Annotated in this window: 13 protein-coding genes; 5 read left to right on the top strand and 8 right to left on the bottom strand. The window is 66.9% G+C overall.

Annotated elements, in window-relative coordinates:
* Positions 1-81 precede the first annotated feature (81 nt).
* The 6 genes from nadC to purN form a co-directional block, all read right to left on the bottom strand.
* Complete coding sequence (gene nadC / locus BME24068_RS01330; RefSeq protein WP_174924939.1) at positions 82-963, bottom strand: carboxylating nicotinate-nucleotide diphosphorylase; 882 nt, start codon at positions 961-963, stop codon at positions 82-84.
* 83 nt (positions 964-1046) lie between these two features.
* Positions 1047-2183 (bottom strand): quinolinate synthase NadA, encoded by a 1137-nt coding sequence (gene nadA / locus BME24068_RS01325; protein ID WP_096502508.1) that lies wholly within the window; start codon positions 2181-2183, stop codon positions 1047-1049.
* Positions 2184-2490: 307 nt separating this feature from the next.
* On the bottom strand, positions 2491-3684 hold the full coding sequence (locus tag BME24068_RS01320; protein WP_174924938.1) for a DesA family fatty acid desaturase: 1194 nt from the start codon (positions 3682-3684) through the stop codon (positions 2491-2493).
* Positions 3685-3916: 232 nt separating this feature from the next.
* The gene (locus tag BME24068_RS01315) at positions 3917-5293 is read right to left on the bottom strand and encodes a mechanosensitive ion channel family protein (RefSeq protein WP_174924937.1); all 1377 of its coding nucleotides are present in this window, start codon (positions 5291-5293) and stop codon (positions 3917-3919) included.
* A gap of 15 nt (positions 5294-5308) precedes the next feature.
* Positions 5309-6571 carry an RsmB/NOP family class I SAM-dependent RNA methyltransferase gene (locus BME24068_RS01310; RefSeq protein WP_096502329.1) on the bottom strand — a complete coding sequence of 421 codons (1263 nt, stop codon included), beginning with the start codon at positions 6569-6571 and terminating at the stop codon, positions 5309-5311.
* On the bottom strand, positions 6568-7230 hold the full coding sequence (gene purN, locus BME24068_RS01305) for a phosphoribosylglycinamide formyltransferase (RefSeq protein ID WP_096502331.1): 663 nt from the start codon (positions 7228-7230) through the stop codon (positions 6568-6570). The genes BME24068_RS01310 and purN overlap by 4 nt, the downstream gene beginning before the upstream one ends.
* 122 nt (positions 7231-7352) lie before the next feature.
* Here purN and BME24068_RS01300 point away from each other — a divergent pair, with 122 nt between their 5' ends.
* The 5 genes from BME24068_RS01300 (at position 7353) to dut (ending at position 13569) form a co-directional block, all read left to right on the top strand.
* Positions 7353-8345 (top strand): bifunctional riboflavin kinase/FAD synthetase, encoded by a 993-nt coding sequence (locus BME24068_RS01300; protein ID WP_096502333.1) that lies wholly within the window; start codon positions 7353-7355, stop codon positions 8343-8345.
* Between the two features lie 101 nt (positions 8346-8446).
* A complete protein-coding gene (gene ileS / locus BME24068_RS01295) occupies positions 8447-11284 on the top strand; it encodes an isoleucine--tRNA ligase (protein ID WP_174924936.1) in 2838 nt (945 codons plus the stop codon).
* A gap of 3 nt (positions 11285-11287) precedes the next feature.
* A complete protein-coding gene (gene lspA, locus BME24068_RS01290) occupies positions 11288-11788 on the top strand; it encodes a signal peptidase II (protein ID WP_096502337.1) in 501 nt (166 codons plus the stop codon).
* Between the two features lie 67 nt (positions 11789-11855).
* On the top strand, positions 11856-13067 hold the full coding sequence (gene coaBC, locus BME24068_RS01285; RefSeq protein ID WP_096502339.1) for a bifunctional phosphopantothenoylcysteine decarboxylase/phosphopantothenate--cysteine ligase CoaBC: 1212 nt from the start codon (positions 11856-11858) through the stop codon (positions 13065-13067).
* A 55-nt stretch (positions 13068-13122) separates the two neighbouring features.
* Positions 13123-13569: a dUTP diphosphatase gene (gene dut / locus BME24068_RS01280; RefSeq protein WP_089451154.1), complete on the top strand. Its 447-nt coding sequence runs from the start codon at positions 13123-13125 to the stop codon at positions 13567-13569.
* A gap of 52 nt (positions 13570-13621) precedes the next feature.
* Here the strand turns inward: dut and BME24068_RS01275 are convergent, their stop codons facing one another.
* Positions 13622-14392, bottom strand: a complete 771-nt coding sequence (locus BME24068_RS01275) for a COG4705 family protein (protein ID WP_174924935.1) — start codon at positions 14390-14392, stop codon at positions 13622-13624.
* 134 nt (positions 14393-14526) lie between these two features.
* The gene (locus BME24068_RS01270) at positions 14527-15906 is read right to left on the bottom strand and encodes an amino acid permease (protein ID WP_174924934.1); all 1380 of its coding nucleotides are present in this window, start codon (positions 15904-15906) and stop codon (positions 14527-14529) included.
* Positions 15907-15923: the final 17 nt, after the last annotated feature.

Below are 15923 nucleotides of genomic sequence, written 5' to 3'. Positions count from 1 at the left end.
TCTCAGGGCTGCCGTACCCGGAAAAAAAGCCGCTGGCGTTTCGCGCCAGCGGCTTTTTTCGTCAGACGGCATGACTTGCGATCAGTTGACGATCCGCATCGAGTAGTCGGTCGCGCGCACGTCCTTCGTCAGCGCGCCGATCGAGATGCGGTCGACGCCCGTCTCCGCGAACGCGCGCACCGTATCGAAATTGACGCCGCCCGATACTTCGAGCACGGCCTTGCCAGCCGCCACACGCACCGCTTCGCGCATCATGTCGAGCGTGAAGTTGTCGATCAGCACCGACTGCGCGCCGTGTGCGAGCGCCGTGTCGAGCTGCGCGAGCGTCTCGACTTCGACCTGCACGGGCACGCCCGACTCGAGCGCGAACGCCGCGTCGAGCGCCTCGCCGACGCCGCCCGCTGCCGCGATGTGGTTTTCCTTGATCAGGATGCCGTCGTACAGCGCGAGACGCTGGTTCTCGCCGCCGCCGACCCGCACCGCGTACTTCTGCGCGAGCCGCAGGCCCGGCAGCGTCTTGCGCGTATCGAGAATCTTCGCGCGCGTCCCTTCGACACGATCGACGTAACGGCGCGTCGCGCTCGCCACGCCGGACAGCAGTTGCAGGAAGTTCAGCCCGTTGCGCTCGGCCGTCAGCAGTGCGCGCGCCGGCCCTTCGAGTTCGCAGACGGTCGAATCCGGCGACATCCGGTCGCCTTCACGATAGCGCCATTGCACGACGATCGACGGATCGATCCGTGCGATGACGGCCTCGAACCACGGCACGCCGCACAACACCGCTTCTTCGCGCACGATGATGCGCGCATGGCGACGCTCGCCGGCCGGCACGAGCCGCCCGGTCTGGTCGCCAGTGCCGACGTCTTCGGCGATCGCATCGGCGACGTTGCGCGCGATCGCTTCGTCGAAGGCCGCGCCGTATTGCGCACGAACGCTGTCGAACAGCGGCGAGACTGCCGTGGTCATGCCGCCTTCCGCCGGGCCGCCTCCAAGGACGGTGGCCGCCCCCTCGAGGGGCAGCGAACGAACGTGAGCGTGGGGGCTGTTCATTATGCCGCCCCCACGTTCGCAAACAGTTGCTGGTCGCGCTGCAGATCGCCGCTCGCCTGCACGCGTTTCTTGTGCGCGGCCGCGAAATCGAGCATCCGGTCGATCGGCAGACGTGCACGTTCGCCGATCGCGGGATCGACGAAGATCTCGTTGTGACCGCGCTCGAGCACGTCGGCGAGATTCGCGAGGCCGTTCATCGCCATCCACGGGCAATGCGCGCAGCTCTTGCAGGTCGCACTGTTGCCGGCCGTCGGCGCGGCGATGAAGGTCTTGCCTGGCGCCGCGAGCTGCATCTTGTGCAGGATGCCGAGATCGGTCGCGACGATGAAGTGCTTCGCGTCGAACTTCACGGCTGCGTCGATCAGCTGCGTCGTCGAGCCGACGACGTCCGCCTGCGCGACGACGTTTTCCGGCGACTCGGGGTGAACCAGCACCTTCGCGTCCGGATATTCGGCGCGCAGCAGGTCCAGCTCGATGCCCTTGAATTCGTCGTGCACGAGGCACGAACCCTGCCACAGCAGCATGTCCGCGCCGGTTTTCTTCTGGATGTAGCTGCCGAGATGGCGGTCGGGAGCCCAGATGATCTTCTCGCCGCGCGCATGCAGGTCGGCGACGATCTCGAGGCCGATCGACGACGTGACCATCCAGTCGGCGCGCGCCTTAACCGCGGCGCTGGTGTTCGCGTAGACGACGACGGTTCGGTCGGGATGCGCATCGCAGAACGCGGAGAATTCGTCGACCGGACAACCGAGGTCGAGCGAGCAGGTCGCATCGAGATCGGGCATCAGCACGCGCTTGCCCGGGCTCAGGATCTTCGAGGTTTCGCCCATGAAGCGCACGCCGGCGACGACGAGCGTCTGCGCATCGTGATCGCGGCCGAAGCGGGCCATTTCGAGCGAATCGGCGACACAGCCGCCAGTTTCGTCGGCCAGTTCCTGCAATTCGGCGTCGACGTAGTAATGGGCGACCAGCACGGCTTTTTCACGCACGAGCAGCGCCTTGATGCGCGCCTTCAGTGCGGCGCGTTCTTCGGCGGAAGGTGCATCCGGCACTTTGGCCCATGCCTGCCCGACGCCACAAACGGTCCCTGCCGAGACCGGCCGGTCGTACTCGACGGATTTGATCGTCGATTGCATCTCCATATCTCCTGTCGACCGGAGTTAGCGCTTTAGCGCTTACTCCGGTCCCATGCTTCGCGGTCGACCCGAGTCAGCCCTTCAGCGCTTACTCCGGTCCCATGCTTCGCGGTCGACCCGAGTCAGCGCTTCAGCACCTACTTCGGCCCTATCCCCTACGCTCGCCCCCGGGGTGCCACGTCGGTGCTGCCCCAAGCCTCATACGAATTCCGGCACGTCCGGTCGTCCCGTGAAAACCGGCCGCCCAAAAGAAAAAACCCCGCCAACGCGGGGTTTGTGACGTCCTGAGATTCTAATCGATTTCGAATCAGGCGTAGCGACGCAGGCGTGTCGCGAATTCCTGCAGCGACTTGATGCCGCTTTGTTCCGCGCGATGGCACCAATCCTGCAATTGCGCGAGCAGCTGTTCGCGCGACGCGGTCGAGCGATCCCAGATCGCGGCCAGATCCTGGCGCAGCTGGAAATACGTATGCAGCTTCTGGCTGTTCGCGAAAATCTCCGGCAGCAGCTTCTTCTGCGGCTCGTCGAGGCCGTCGGCATCCTTGTGGAACCACTTGCGCGCGCCGCGCATCAACTGGTACTTCTCGCCGCCGATTTCCTTCAGGTGCGCGAGCTCCTGGCGGTAGGCACGCTTCACGGCCTTGCCGTAGCGCGCCATCACTTCGTAGCGGTTCGACAGCACGGCCTGCAGCGTTTCCTGGTCGAGCACCGTCTTCGGCTTGTTCAGGCGCGGCGTCGGCGCGACCTTCTTCACCTTCGCGAGACCGAAAGCCGACATGATGCGGATGTACATCCAGCCGATGTCGAACTCGTACCACTTGTTCGACAGCTTCGCCGACGTCGCGAACGTGTGGTGGTTGTTGTGCAGCTCTTCGCCGCCGATCACGATGCCCCACGGGAACAGGTTCGTGCTCGCATCGGCCGAGTTGAAGTTGCGGTAGCCCCAGAAGTGACCGAAGCCGTTGACAACGCCAGCCGCCCAGAACGGAATCCAGACCATCTGCACGGCCCACACGGTGAGGCCGATCACGCCGAACAGCGCGACGTCGATCACCATCATCATGCTGATGCCGAGAATCGGATACTTCGAGTAGAGATTGCGTTCGAGCCAGTCGTTCGGCGTGCCGTGACCAAACTTGCGCATCGTCTCTTCGTTCTTCGCTTCCGCGCGATACAGCTCCGCGCCTTCGAGGAACACCTTCCAGATGCCGCGCGTCTGCGGGCTGTGCGGATCTTCCTCGGTCTCGCACTTCGCATGGTGCTTGCGGTGAATCGCGGCCCACTGACCCGTCAGCATGCCGGTCGTCATCCACAGCCACAGGCGGAAGAAGTGGCTCGCGATCGGATGCAGTTCCAGCGCGCGGTGCGCCTGGCAGCGGTGCAGATAGACCGTCACGCCGATAATCGTCACGTGCGTGACGGCCAGCGCGAACAGCGCGACCTGCCACCACGAAAAACGCAGGAGCCCGTGGGAAAGAAAATCGAGCAGGGAATTCAACAAGGCAGTTACCTGTGATGAGAGCGACGCCGGCTCGCGCAAGCGTCAGAAAAATGAAAGCATACCGCGTGTAGACCGGAATTTTACTTCAACCGTTCCAAGTCTTTGTAAAAAATGAATATTTTCTTGTCATGAAGCAACGCGAGCAGTCCATCGACGGACCCGGAAAGCCCCGCGATCCGGTTCTGGCCGCCCGACGGCGCCGATTCGGCCCGTTCGCGCCGGCACGACGCGCCTAAGCGGTCGACGCCTGCCCGTCGGCCAGGCCGCTGCCGGCCACGGGTACGCCGTCGGCCACCGCGCCGGTCGCGGCAAACTCCCCCGGCAGGCCGACCACGCGCACTTCGCGCTGCGGGAACGGAATCGAGATCCCGTGCTCGCCGAAGAGCCGCCAGATGTTGCGGTTCACCGCCGAGCGCACGCCCGACGTGCCCTTCGCCGCATCCTCGATCCAGAAGCCGAGCTCCAGGTCGATCCCGTCCGCGCCGAAGCTGACCAGGTATGGCGCCGGCGCCGGCTCGGCGAGCACGCGCGGCACGCCCTTCGCGGCCTCGGCGAGCACCGTGAGCGCGTGCTCGACGTCGCTCGTATAGGCGACCTGCACGGCGACCTTCGCGTAACCGCGCGTCAGGTACGACGACTGGTTCTGCACGACGTCGGTGATCAGCTTCTCGTTCGGGATCAGCGTCTCGTTGCCGTCGAGGCCGCGCACGACCGTGTAGCGCGTGCGGATCTGCGTGACGATGCCCTGCAGCCCGCCGACGCTGATCGCGTCGCCGAGCCGCAGCGAGCGGTCGAGCAGGATGATGAAGCCCGATACGTAGTTGCTCGCGATCTTCTGCAGCCCGAAGCCGAGACCGACGCCGAGCGCACCGCCGAACACGCCGAGCACCGTCACGTCGATGCCGACGAGCGACAGCCCGATCAGGATCGCCGCGAACACCAGCAGCGCGCGGCCGACCCGCGACAGCACGACCTTCAGGTTCGCATCCAGCGTGCTCGAGCGCGCGAGGCGTTCCTCGAGCACCGAGCCGAGCCACATGGCGACCATCAGCGTCACGCACACCCACAGCGCGCCGGAAATCACCGACAGCAGCGTGAGGTGCGCATTCGCGACGCGAAACTGCACGCTGTCGAGCCACGCGATCACGTCGGACTGGATCCCGAGCACGGTAAACACCATCGCCGCCCACACGATCACCGACACGATCTTCTCGACGACCGACAACCACGCATGCGTGTGGCCGTCGCGCGCGAACACGCGCCGCGCGAAGAAGAACAGCACGTAGATGAGCCCGATGCCGAACAGCGGCACGAGCGCGAGCGACAGCAGCGACGTCGACATGAACGGGTCGAACGCGAGCTGGGCCGCCAGCACGAACAGCCCGCCGAACAACGGGAACAGCGCGCGCTTCAGGCTCTGCGCGCCGGCGCCCGGCACGCGGCCGGCAGCCCGCCGGCGTGCGTCGATGCGGCCGTGCACGAAGCGCGCGGCCACCCACGCGAAACACAGCGCGCCGACCAGGATCGCCGCCTGCCAGATCATCACCGGCTGGTTGAAGTCGCGGATGACCGACGCGAGCCGGTGCGACAGCAGACGATTCTGCATCATCCGTGCGCGCTGCCGTTACTGCGGGCGCCGTTCCAGCACCGCGGCGAAGAAGCCGTCGGTGGCGTGGCGGTGCGGCCACAGCGACAGGTAGTCGCCGGTTTCGATTTCGATGCGCTGGTCGGCCAGCACCTTCTGCGCGGGGACCAGCACGAACTCCGGATGGTCGGCCAGGAACTGCTCGACGATGGCTTCGTTCTCCGCGTCGAGCACGCTGCAGGTCGCGTAGACGAGGCGGCCGCCCTTCTTCACGAGACGCGCCGCGCTCGCGAGGATCGACGCCTGCTTCGGCGCGAGCTCGTCGATCGACGTGCGCGTCTGGCGCCACTTGAGGTCGGGATTGCGGCGCAGCGTGCCGAGGCCGCTGCATGGCGCGTCGACCAGCACGCGGTCGATCTTGCCGGCGAGCCGCTTGATCTTCGCATCGTGCTCGCTGTCGATCAGCACCGGATTCACGTTCGACAGACCGCTGCGCGCAAGGCGCGGCTTCAGCTTCGTGAGACGCTTTTCCGATACGTCGAACGCGTACAGGCGCCCGGTCGAGCGCATCATCGCGCCGAGCGCGAGCGTCTTGCCGCCGGCGCCCGCGCAGAAATCGACGACCATCTCGCCGCGACGCGGCGCGACGAGCGAGCACAGCAGCTGGCTGCCTTCGTCCTGCACCTCGATCTGGCCTTCCTCGAACAGCTTCAGGCGCGTGAGCGCCGGCTTGCCGACGACCCGCACGCCGTACGGCGCGAACGGCGTCGCGCCCGCGTCGATGCCGTTCGCGCGCAGCGCGTCGATCACCTGGTCGCGCGTCGCTTTCTGCGCATTGGCGCGCAGGTCCAGCGGCGCCGGGTAGTTCAGCGCGGCGGCGAGCTGCCCAAGCTCGTCGGCGTCGAAACGGGCCGACAGCGCCTGGTAGATCCAGTCCGGCAGGTTCGTGCGCACGCGCACCGGCAGGCTCGCCGGATCGATCTTCGACACGTGCTCGAGCCACGCGGCCTCGGTGTCGGACACGAACGGCTTCAGCGCGTTGCGGCCGAGCGTCTGCATCAGGCCGAGCAGCGTGAGGCGCCGCGCGGGGCTGCCCGTGCCGCTCTCGGCGAGGTGCGAAAACTCCATCTTGCGGCGCAGTACCGCGAACACCGCCTCGGCGATCACGCCGCGCTCGGCGTGGCCGAGCTTCGGATGCGCGCGGAAAAACCGGCTCGTCGTCGCGTCGGCCGGGCCGGCGAATTTCAGCACCTCGGCCAGCAAGGTCTCGGTCTGGCCAATCAGGAATCCGTGCAGCTTCATACGCCCTCGCTCGTTTCGGTATGCGGTTGATCCGCGAAAATCCAGCGCGCCTCTTCCGGCGCCACCACTGCCCGCCCGTTCTCGAGGCGCAGGCGCCCCTCGACGAACCAGCGCACCGCACGCGGATACAGCACGTGCTCGACCGTCAGCACACGCCGCGCGAGCGCGGCCGCGTCGTCGCCCGCGCGCACGGGCACCGCGCCCTGCGCGACGATCGCGCCGCTGTCGAGTTCGGGAATGACGAAATGCACGCTGGCGCCGTGCAGCGCGACGCCGGCATCCAGCGCCTGCTGGTGCGTGTGGATGCCCTTGAAGCTCGGCAGCAGCGACGGATGGACGTTCAGCAGCCGGCCCTCGTATCGTCTGACGAAAGCGGGCGTCAGGATACGCATGAAGCCGGCGAGCACGACGAGATCGGGGGCGAAACGGTCGATTTCGGCGGCGAGCGCTGCATCGAAGCTGTCGCGGCCGTCGAACGACCGATGGTCGACCACCGCGGTCGCCACCCCGTGCGACGCGGCAAAAGCCAGGCCGGCCGCATCGGGCCGGTTGGCAATCACGGCGGCAATCTCGGCCGGCCAGCGTTCCTGCGCGCACGCGCGGACGATGGCCTCCATGTTGCTGCCGCGACCGGAAATCAGTATCACGAGTTTTTTCATCCGCGAATTTTACCATTCGCCCTCGCGTTTCCCCCCTTCTCGGCCGCCGGGCCGCCCGAACGTTTATAATCTTCTGCTTTGCGGCATCCCACCGCCCATTCCCCGACGCTGCATCCGCTATCGTGAAAGTCTTCCGCGGCCTGCCCAACGCCGAAAGCCGCGCGCCTTGCGCGCTGACGATCGGCAACTTCGACGGTGTCCATCGCGGCCACCAGGCCCTGCTCGCGCGCGTGCGCGCGGCAGCGGACGCGCGCGGCCTGCCCGTGTGCGTGATGACGTTCGAGCCGCACCCGCGCGAATTCTTCAATCCGGCCGGCGCGCCGCCGCGCATCGCGATGCTGCGCGACAAGCTCGAAGCGCTGCGCGATCACGGCGTCGACCGCGTCGTCGTCGAACACTTCAACCATACGTTCGCGAGCCAGTCGCCGCAGGCGTTCGTCGAACGCACGCTGGTCGGCGGGCTGCACACGCGCTGGATGATGGTCGGCGACGATTTCTGCTACGGCGCGAAGCGCGCGGGCACCTTCGACACGCTGAAGGCCGCCGGCGAACAGTACGGCTTCGAGGTCGAGCAGATGGGCACGGTCGCCGGCAGCGACGGCACGCGCATCTCCAGCTCGGGCGTGCGCGCCGCGCTCGGCGCGGGCGATCTCGATGCGGCCGCGCAGGCGCTCGGCCACGGCTACGCGATCAGCGGCCACGTCGCGCACGGGCTCAAGCTCGGCCGCGACCTCGGCTTCCCGACGCTGAACCTGCCGATCGCGCACAAGCGGCCGGCGCTCGCGGGCATCTTCGTCGTGCAGGTGCACGGCCTCGGCCCCGCGCCGCTGCCGGGCGTCGCGAGCCTCGGGCTGCGCCCGACCGTCGACGATTCGGGCCGCGTGCTGCTCGAGGTTCACCTGCTCGACTGGCACGGCGACGCGTACGGCAAGCTGATCCGCGTCGAATTCCTGAAGAAGCTGCGCGACGAGGCGAAGTTCGACGATCTCGAGGCGCTGTCGCGCGCGATCGCGCTGGACGTCGCCAATGCGCGCGCGTACTTCATCGAGCGCGACCGCGCGCCGGGCAGCCGTGCAACCGGCTTCTCGACGTCCGCGACCGACCGAATTAGCTGATCCGGCCGGCGGCGCCCCGCGCCGCCCTCCTCGCGCCGCCGACCGCGCGCATCCCCGATTCACGACGCACGAGCGTCCCCCGATTTGATAGCGATCCCATCATGAGCAACAAGAAAGCCGATTCGAAACCGCAGGCCAAGTATCCGGTCAACCTGCTCGACACGCCGTTCCCGATGCGCGGCGACCTGCCCAAGCGCGAGCCGCAGTGGGTCAAGGAGTGGGAAGAGCGCGGCATCTACGAGAAGATCCGCGCGGCGAGCAAGGGCCGGCCGAAGTTCATCCTGCACGACGGCCCTCCGTATGCGAACGGCGACATCCACCTCGGTCACGCGGTCAACAAGATCCTGAAGGACATCGTCGTCAAGTCGCGCAACATGGCCGGCTTCGACGCGCCTTACGTGCCGGGCTGGGATTGCCACGGGATGCCGATCGAGATCCAGATCGAGAAGCAGTTCGGCAAGTCGCTGCCGGCGGCCGAAGTGATGAGCAAGGCGCGCGCGTACGCGACCGAGCAGATCGAAAAGCAGAAGGTCGGCTTCAAGCGCCTCGGCGTGCTCGGCGACTGGGCGAACCCGTACAAGACGATGAACTTCGTCAACGAGGCGGAAGAAATCCGCGCGCTCGGCAAGATCATCGAGAAGGGCTACGTGTATCGCGGGCTAAAGCCGGTGAACTGGTGCTTCGACTGCGGCTCGGCGCTCGCCGAGGCGGAAGTCGAATACAAGGACCGCACCGACCCGACGATCGACGTGATGTTCGCGTTCGCGGAACCGGAAAAGACCGCGCACGCATTCGGCCTGCCGGCGCTGCCGCGCGCCGAGGGCGGCATCGTGATCTGGACCACCACGCCGTGGACGATTCCCGCCAACCAGGCGCTGAACCTCCATCCGGAAATCGTCTATGCGCTGGTCGACACCGAGCGCGGGCTGCTGATCATCGCGGAAGAACGCGTCGAAGCCTGCATGACCGACTTCAAGCTGACCGGCCGCGTCGTCGCGACCGCGCCGGGCGTGAAGCTCGCGAACCTGCGCTTCCACCACCCGCTCGCGTCGGCCCACCCCGGCTACAAGCGCACCGCGCCCGTCTACCTCGGCGACTACGTGACGACCGACACCGGCACCGGCGTCGTGCACTCGTCGCCCGCCTACGGCATCGAAGACTTCATGTCGTGCAAGGCGCACGGAATGACCGATTCGGACTTCATCAACCCGGTGATGGGCGACGGCCGCTACATCGAATCGCTGCCGCTGTTCGGCGGCCTGTCGATCTGGGACGCGAACCCGAAGATCGTCGAGGCGCTGAACGCGGCCGGCTCGCTGCTGCGCAGCGAGAAGTACACGCACAGCTACATGCACTGCTGGCGCCACAAGACGCCGATCATCTACCGCGCGACGTCGCAGTGGTTCGCCGGCATGGACGTGACGCCGCGCGACGGCGGCAAGACGCTGCGCGAAACGGCGCTCGAAGGTGTCGATGCGACCGCGTTCTACCCGTCGTGGGGCAAGCAGCGCCTGTTCAGCATGATCGCGAACCGTCCCGACTGGACGCTGTCGCGCCAGCGCCAGTGGGGCGTGCCGATGGCGTTCTTCGTGCACAAGGAAACCGGCGAGCTGCATCCGCGCACGCTGGAGTTGCTCGAGGAAATCGCGAAGCGCGTCGAGCAGTCGGGCATCGAGGCGTGGCAGTCGCTGGACCCGCGCGAGCTGATCGGCGACGACGCGAACCTGTACGAGAAGAACCGCGACACGCTCGACGTATGGTTCGACTCGGGTACGACGCACTGGCACGTGCTGCGCGGCTCGCACAAGGATCAACTCCAGTTCCCGGCCGATCTGTACCTCGAAGGCTCGGACCAGCACCGCGGCTGGTTCCACTCGTCGCTCCTGACCGCATCGATGATCGACGGCCGCGCGCCGTACAAGGGCCTGCTCACGCACGGCTTCACCGTCGACGGCGAAGGCCGCAAGATGAGCAAGTCGCTCGGCAACGGCGTCGACCCGCATGAAGTCGCGAACCGTCTCGGCGCGGAAATCATCCGCCTGTGGATCGCATCGACCGACTACTCGGGCGAGCTCGCGATCTCCGAGGAAATCCTGAAGCGCGTGACGGAAGGCTATCGCCGCATCCGCAACACGCTGCGCTTCCTGCTCGCGAACCTGTCGGATTTCGACTTCGCGCAGCACGCGGTGCCGGTGGAAGAATGGCTCGAGATCGACCGTTACGCGGTCGCCTTCTCCGCGCAACTCCAGACGGAACTGCTCGGCCACTACGAGAAGTACGAATTCCACCCGGTCGTCGCGAAGCTGCAGACGTACTGCTCGGAGGATCTCGGCGGCTTCTATCTCGACGTGCTGAAGGATCGCCTGTACACGAGCGCGCCCGATTCGCGTGCGCGCCGCTCCGCGCAGACCGCGCTGTACCACCTGGCGCATGGCCTGCTGCGCGTGCTCGCGCCGTTCCTGTCGTTCACGGCGGAAGAAGCGTGGAAGGTGTTCCAGCAGGCGAGCGACACCGTGTTCACGGAAACGTACTACGCGTATCCGGAAGTCGCCGGCTCGGCCGCGCTGATCGAGAAGTGGGCGCTGCTGCGCGACGTGCGCGGCAACGTGACGAAGGCGCTCGAGGAAGCCCGCACCGCGAACCGCATCGGTTCGTCGCTGCAGGCCGAAGTGGCCGTGCATGCGAGCGGCGCGCGCTACGACGCGCTCACGAGCCTCGGCGACGACCTGAAGTTCGTGCTGATCACGTCGGCGGCGACGGTCGTGAAGGTCGACGACGACGCGCAGGAAAGCATCGACGTGGCGGCTTCGAAGTACCAGAAATGCGAACGCTGCTGGCATTACCGCGAAGACGTCGGCGCGCACGCCGACCATCCGACGCTGTGCGGCCGCTGCTTCTCGAACCTGTTTGAAAACGGCGAAATCCGGAGCGCTGCTTAAACCATGGCAAAAACCGTGTCGAAACCGGCCAGCGGCGCGCTCGCGCCCTGGCTCGGCATTTCGCTGATCGTGATCCTGTTCGACCAGCTGTCGAAGATCGCGATCCTGAAAACGTTCGCGTACGGCGCGCAGCACGCGCTGACGTCGTTCTTCAACCTCGTGCTGGTGTACAACCGCGGCGCCGCGTTCGGCTTCCTGTCGACCGCGAGCGGCTGGCAGCGCTGGGCGTTCACCGCGCTCGGCATCGGCGCGACGCTCGTGATCTGCTTCCTGCTGCGCCGCCACGGCCAGCAGCGACTGTTCAGCCTGTCGCTCGCGATGATCCTCGGCGGCGCGCTCGGCAACGTGATCGACCGGCTCATCTACGGTCACGTGATCGACTTTCTCGACTTCCACCTCGGTGCGTGGCACTTCCCGGCGTTCAATCTCGCCGACTCCGCGATCACGGTCGGCGCAGTGCTGCTGATCTACGACGAGTTGCGTCGCGTGCGCGGCACGCGCTGAGCGCGCATACTCCGTGTCGACGGCCGGCTTCGCGCCGGCCGTTCCGTTTGATCCTTGGAGGCCTGAGTTGGCACACGCAGAACTCGCAGGAAAGCACCTCGTTCTCGGCCTGACGGGCGGCATCGCCTGCTACAAGATCGCCGAGCTCACCCGGCTGCTCGTGAAGGCAGGCGCGACCGTGCAGGTCGCGATGACGGAAGCCGCGACCCAGTTCATCACGCCCGTCACGATGCAGGCGCTGTCCGGCCGGCCCGTGTACACGAGCCAGTGGGACGCGCGCATCGACAACAACATGGCGCACATCGACCTGTCGCGCGAAGCCGACGCGATCGTGATCGCGCCCGCGTCGACCGACTTCCTCGCGAAGCTCGCGCACGGGTTCGCGGACGATCTGCTGTCGACGCTGTGCGTCGCGCGCGACTGTCCGCTGCTCGTCGTGCCCGCGATGAACCGCCAGATGTGGCAGAACCCGGCCACGCAACGCAATGCCGCACAGTTGCGTGCCGACGGCGTGTCGGTGCTCGGCCCCGATTCCGGCGCGCAGGCATGCGGCGAAGTCGGCGACGGCCGCATGCTCGAGCCCGAAGCGATCTATGAAGCGATCGTCGCGCACTTCGCGCCGAAGGTGCTCGCGCACCGCCGCGTGCTGATCACGGCCGGCCCGACGTTCGAGCCGCTCGATCCGGTGCGCGGCCTGACCAACCGCTCGAGCGGCAAGATGGGCTTCGCGCTCGCGCGTGCCGCGCAGCAGGCCGGTGCCGACGTACACCTCGTCGCGGGGCCGGTCGCGCTCGACACGCCGTGGGGCGTCTATCGCCAGGACGTGCAGACCGCCCAGCAGATGTACGACGCCGTCATGCATGCCGTGAACGACGCCGACATCTTCATCGCGGTGGCCGCGGTCGCCGACTGGCGCGTCGCCCAGCCCGCCGAGCACAAGATGAAGAAGACGGCCGACCGCAAGATGCCCGAGCTCGCGTTCGTCGAGAACCCCGACATCCTCGCGTCGGTCGCGGCACTGCCCGCTCCGCCGTTCTGCGTCGGCTTCGCGGCCGAAAGCGGCGACCTCGACGTGCACGGCGACGAGAAACGCAAGCGCAAGAACGTGCCGCTGCTGGTCGGCAACCTCGGCCCGCTGACGTTCGGTCGCGACGACAACGAAGTCGTGCTGTTCGAAGCGGGCGGCCTCACGCGCCTGCCGCGCGCGCCGAAAGACGAGCTCGCGCACACGCTCGTGGCCGAAATCGCGAAGCGCCTGCCCGACAACCGCCTGATCTGATCTCCCGCGCGGCGGCCGTCGCTGCCGCGCCCTTCCCGACCCATCCGACGACCGCATGAAACTCGACCTGAAGATTCTCGACGCGCGCATGCGCGACTACCTGCCTGCCTACGCGACCACCGGCAGCGCGGGCCTCGACCTGCGTGCGTGCCTCGACGCGCCGCTGACGCTGAAGCCGGGCGAAACGGCGCTCGTGCCGACCGGCCTCGCGATCCATCTCGCGGATCCCGGCTATGCGGCGCTGATCCTGCCGCGCTCGGGGCTGGGCCACAAGCACGGCATCGTGCTCGGCAACCTCGTCGGCCTGATCGATTCCGACTACCAGGGCCAGTTGATGATCTCGACGTGGAACCGCGGCCAGACCGAGTTCGTGCTGAACCCGTTCGAGCGCCTCGCGCAGCTCGTGATCGTGCCGGTCGTGCAGGCGCAGTTCAACATCGTCGACGACTTCGCCGAAAGCGATCGTGGCGAGGGCGGCTTCGGCAGCACCGGCCGTCACTGAACGCACGGCGCAATAAACAAAGGGGCCGCGCGGCCCCTTTGTTCGTTTCCGCTCAACGGTCTGCCGTCTGCGCGATCCGTATGGGCATCCGTTCGCGTCGCCGCGCCTGCGCGATGCTCGCATAACTCACCATCGCAACCAGCACGCCGAGCAGCACCGCCGACGAACCGACCGTGCCGAGCGCGAGACCGCCCTTCGCCACCGGCTTCGTCAGCAGGTCGCCGACCGTCGCGCCGAACGGACGCGTGAGCACGAACGCGGCCCAGAACAGCAGCACACCCGAGATCCGCGTGAAATAGTGCGCGAGCACGATCAGCACGAGCAGCCCGCCGATCAGCAGCGCGCCGCCGCCAAAGCCGAGGCCCGAGCTGTCCGCGAGGAAATCGCCGAGCGCGGTGCCGAGCGTGTTCGAGAACAGGATCGCGATCCAGTACAGCAGTTCGACCTTGCGCGTGCGGATCAGGTCGACCGACAGCGATTCGCCGCTCAGGCGCCACACCGCGAAGATCGCCAGCAGGATCGCGACGAGGATCGACGAGCCGGCCGCGTAACCGAGGCCGAGCGTGCGGTCCATGAAATCGGACATCGTCGTGCCGGCCGTGCTGGTCGCGACGATCACGGCCCAGTAGATCGCCGGGCGATAGCCGGTCGCCCTGAGCTGCGCGCCGAGCGTGACGAGAAAGAAACCGAACAGCAGGATCGAGCTCACCGCGTAGCCGACGTTCAGCGTCATCGACAGCAGGTCGCCACCGGTTTCGCCGAGCGTCGTCGCGCAGATCTTCATGATCCAGAACGCGAGCGTGATTTCGGGAAGTTTGTTCATTCGAACCCCTTGGCAGGAAAGCGGCGCGCCGGCACGGGCCGGCGCGCATCGCGGACAGGTTCGAATGTAGCGGCTGCCGGCTTAACGGAACCTTAGCAACCTCGCTGTGCAACCTGCAGCGCCGAAGGCACGCGTCAGCGCGCGTGGCGGTGCCGGTAGTGCAGCGCGTATGCAAGCGTCAGCAGCACGACGAACACGACGCCGACCATCATCGTCATCCGGAATTCACGCGTGAACGCGGTCGTGAACAGGATCGCCGCGACGAGGCCCGCGCCGAGCAGGCTGCCGAACGGGTGCCCCCACATCCGGAACGCGAGCGCCGGGCCGCGATACTGCGCGCGAAAGCGCAGATGCGTGACGAAGATCATCAGCCACGTGAACAGCGCGCCGAACATCGCGATCGCCATCATCACGGTAAACGCGGTGTCGGGGGACAGCGCGACGAGCACCGCCGCGACCGCGACGCCGCTCGTCGAGATCCACAGCGCCGCACGCGGCACGCCGTTCGCGCCGAGCCGGCCGAACACCGCCGGCGCGAGCCGCGCGCGCGACAGGCTGAACATCATGCGCGTCGTCACGTAGAGCTGGCTGTTCATCGCCGACAGCGCCGCGATCAGCAGCACGAAGTTGATCACGCCTGCGGCATACGGCACGTGCGTCGCGGCCATCACCTTCACGAACGGGCTTTCGTCGGTGCCGGCCTGCGTCCACGGCACGATCGCGAGCATCAGCGACAGCGTCAGCAGATAGAACAGCACGAGCCGGAACACCGTCGAGCGGAACGCGCGCGTGACCGCGTGCTGCGGATCGCGCGCCTCGCCGGCCGCGATCGCGACCGCCTCGATGCTCATGTAGCTGAAGATCGCGACGATCACCGCGACCCACGTTCCCCACGGCCCTTTCGGCATGAAGCCGCCGTGCGCGGTGTAGTTCGCGAAACCGATGCCCGACGCCGCCGGCGCCGACCACACGAGATATGCGCCGAGCACGATGAACACGATGATCGCCGCGATCTTCAGCAGCGAGAATGCATATTCGACGGAACCGTACAGCGTGACGCTCGCGAGGTTCACCGCGATCAGCAGCGCGGAGAAGCCGATCACCCAATACCAGCCGGGCACGGCTGGAAACCAGTACTTCATGAACACGGTGATCGCGCTGATTTCGGTGCCGATCGCGAACACGACCGCGAACCAGTACGCGTAGCGCACGAGAAAGCCCGCGAGCGGGCCGACGTAGTGCTCGGCATACGCGCCGAACGAGCCGGCCGTCGGATGCGCGACCGTCATTTCCGCGAGCGCGCCCATCAGCAGCAGCGCGATCAGCGCGCCGATCGCATACGAAACGAGCACGCTCGGGCCGGCGAGCCCGATCGCGAAGCCGCTGCCGAGGAACAGGCCCGTGCCGATCGCTCCGCCGATCGCGATCATCGCCATCTGCCCGGACGTCAGCGCATGGCGCAACCCTTGTTCGCGCGCGACGATGTTGTCGAACGACCGTTGTTGTTGTGTCACTGCGTTACCACTCCCCT

It is taken from the genome of Burkholderia anthina (assembly GCF_902498995.1).
GTDB lineage: Bacteria > Pseudomonadota > Gammaproteobacteria > Burkholderiales > Burkholderiaceae > Burkholderia > Burkholderia anthina.
This window is presented reverse-complemented; position numbering and strand designations above follow the sequence as displayed.

Bases quoted from the DNA above. Each gene is read 5' to 3' on its own strand.
- nadC (WP_174924939.1), bottom strand. From the start codon at position 963: ATGACCACGGCAGTCTCGCCGCTGTTCGACAGCGTTCGTGCGCAATAC.
- nadA (WP_096502508.1), bottom strand. From the start codon at position 2,183: ATGCAATCGACGATCAAATCCGTCGAGTACGACCGGCCGGTCTCGGCA.
- BME24068_RS01315 (WP_174924937.1), bottom strand. From the start codon at position 5,293: ATGATGCAGAATCGTCTGCTGTCGCACCGGCTCGCGTCGGTCATCCGC.
- BME24068_RS01310 (WP_096502329.1), bottom strand. From the start codon at position 6,571: ATGAAGCTGCACGGATTCCTGATTGGCCAGACCGAGACCTTGCTGGCC.
- purN (WP_096502331.1), bottom strand. From the start codon at position 7,230: ATGAAAAAACTCGTGATACTGATTTCCGGTCGCGGCAGCAACATGGAG.
- ileS (WP_174924936.1), top strand. From the start codon at position 8,447: ATGAGCAACAAGAAAGCCGATTCGAAACCGCAGGCCAAGTATCCGGTC.
- lspA (WP_096502337.1), top strand. From the start codon at position 11,288: ATGGCAAAAACCGTGTCGAAACCGGCCAGCGGCGCGCTCGCGCCCTGG.
- dut (WP_089451154.1), top strand. From the start codon at position 13,123: ATGAAACTCGACCTGAAGATTCTCGACGCGCGCATGCGCGACTACCTG.
- BME24068_RS01275 (WP_174924935.1), bottom strand. From the start codon at position 14,392: ATGAACAAACTTCCCGAAATCACGCTCGCGTTCTGGATCATGAAGATC.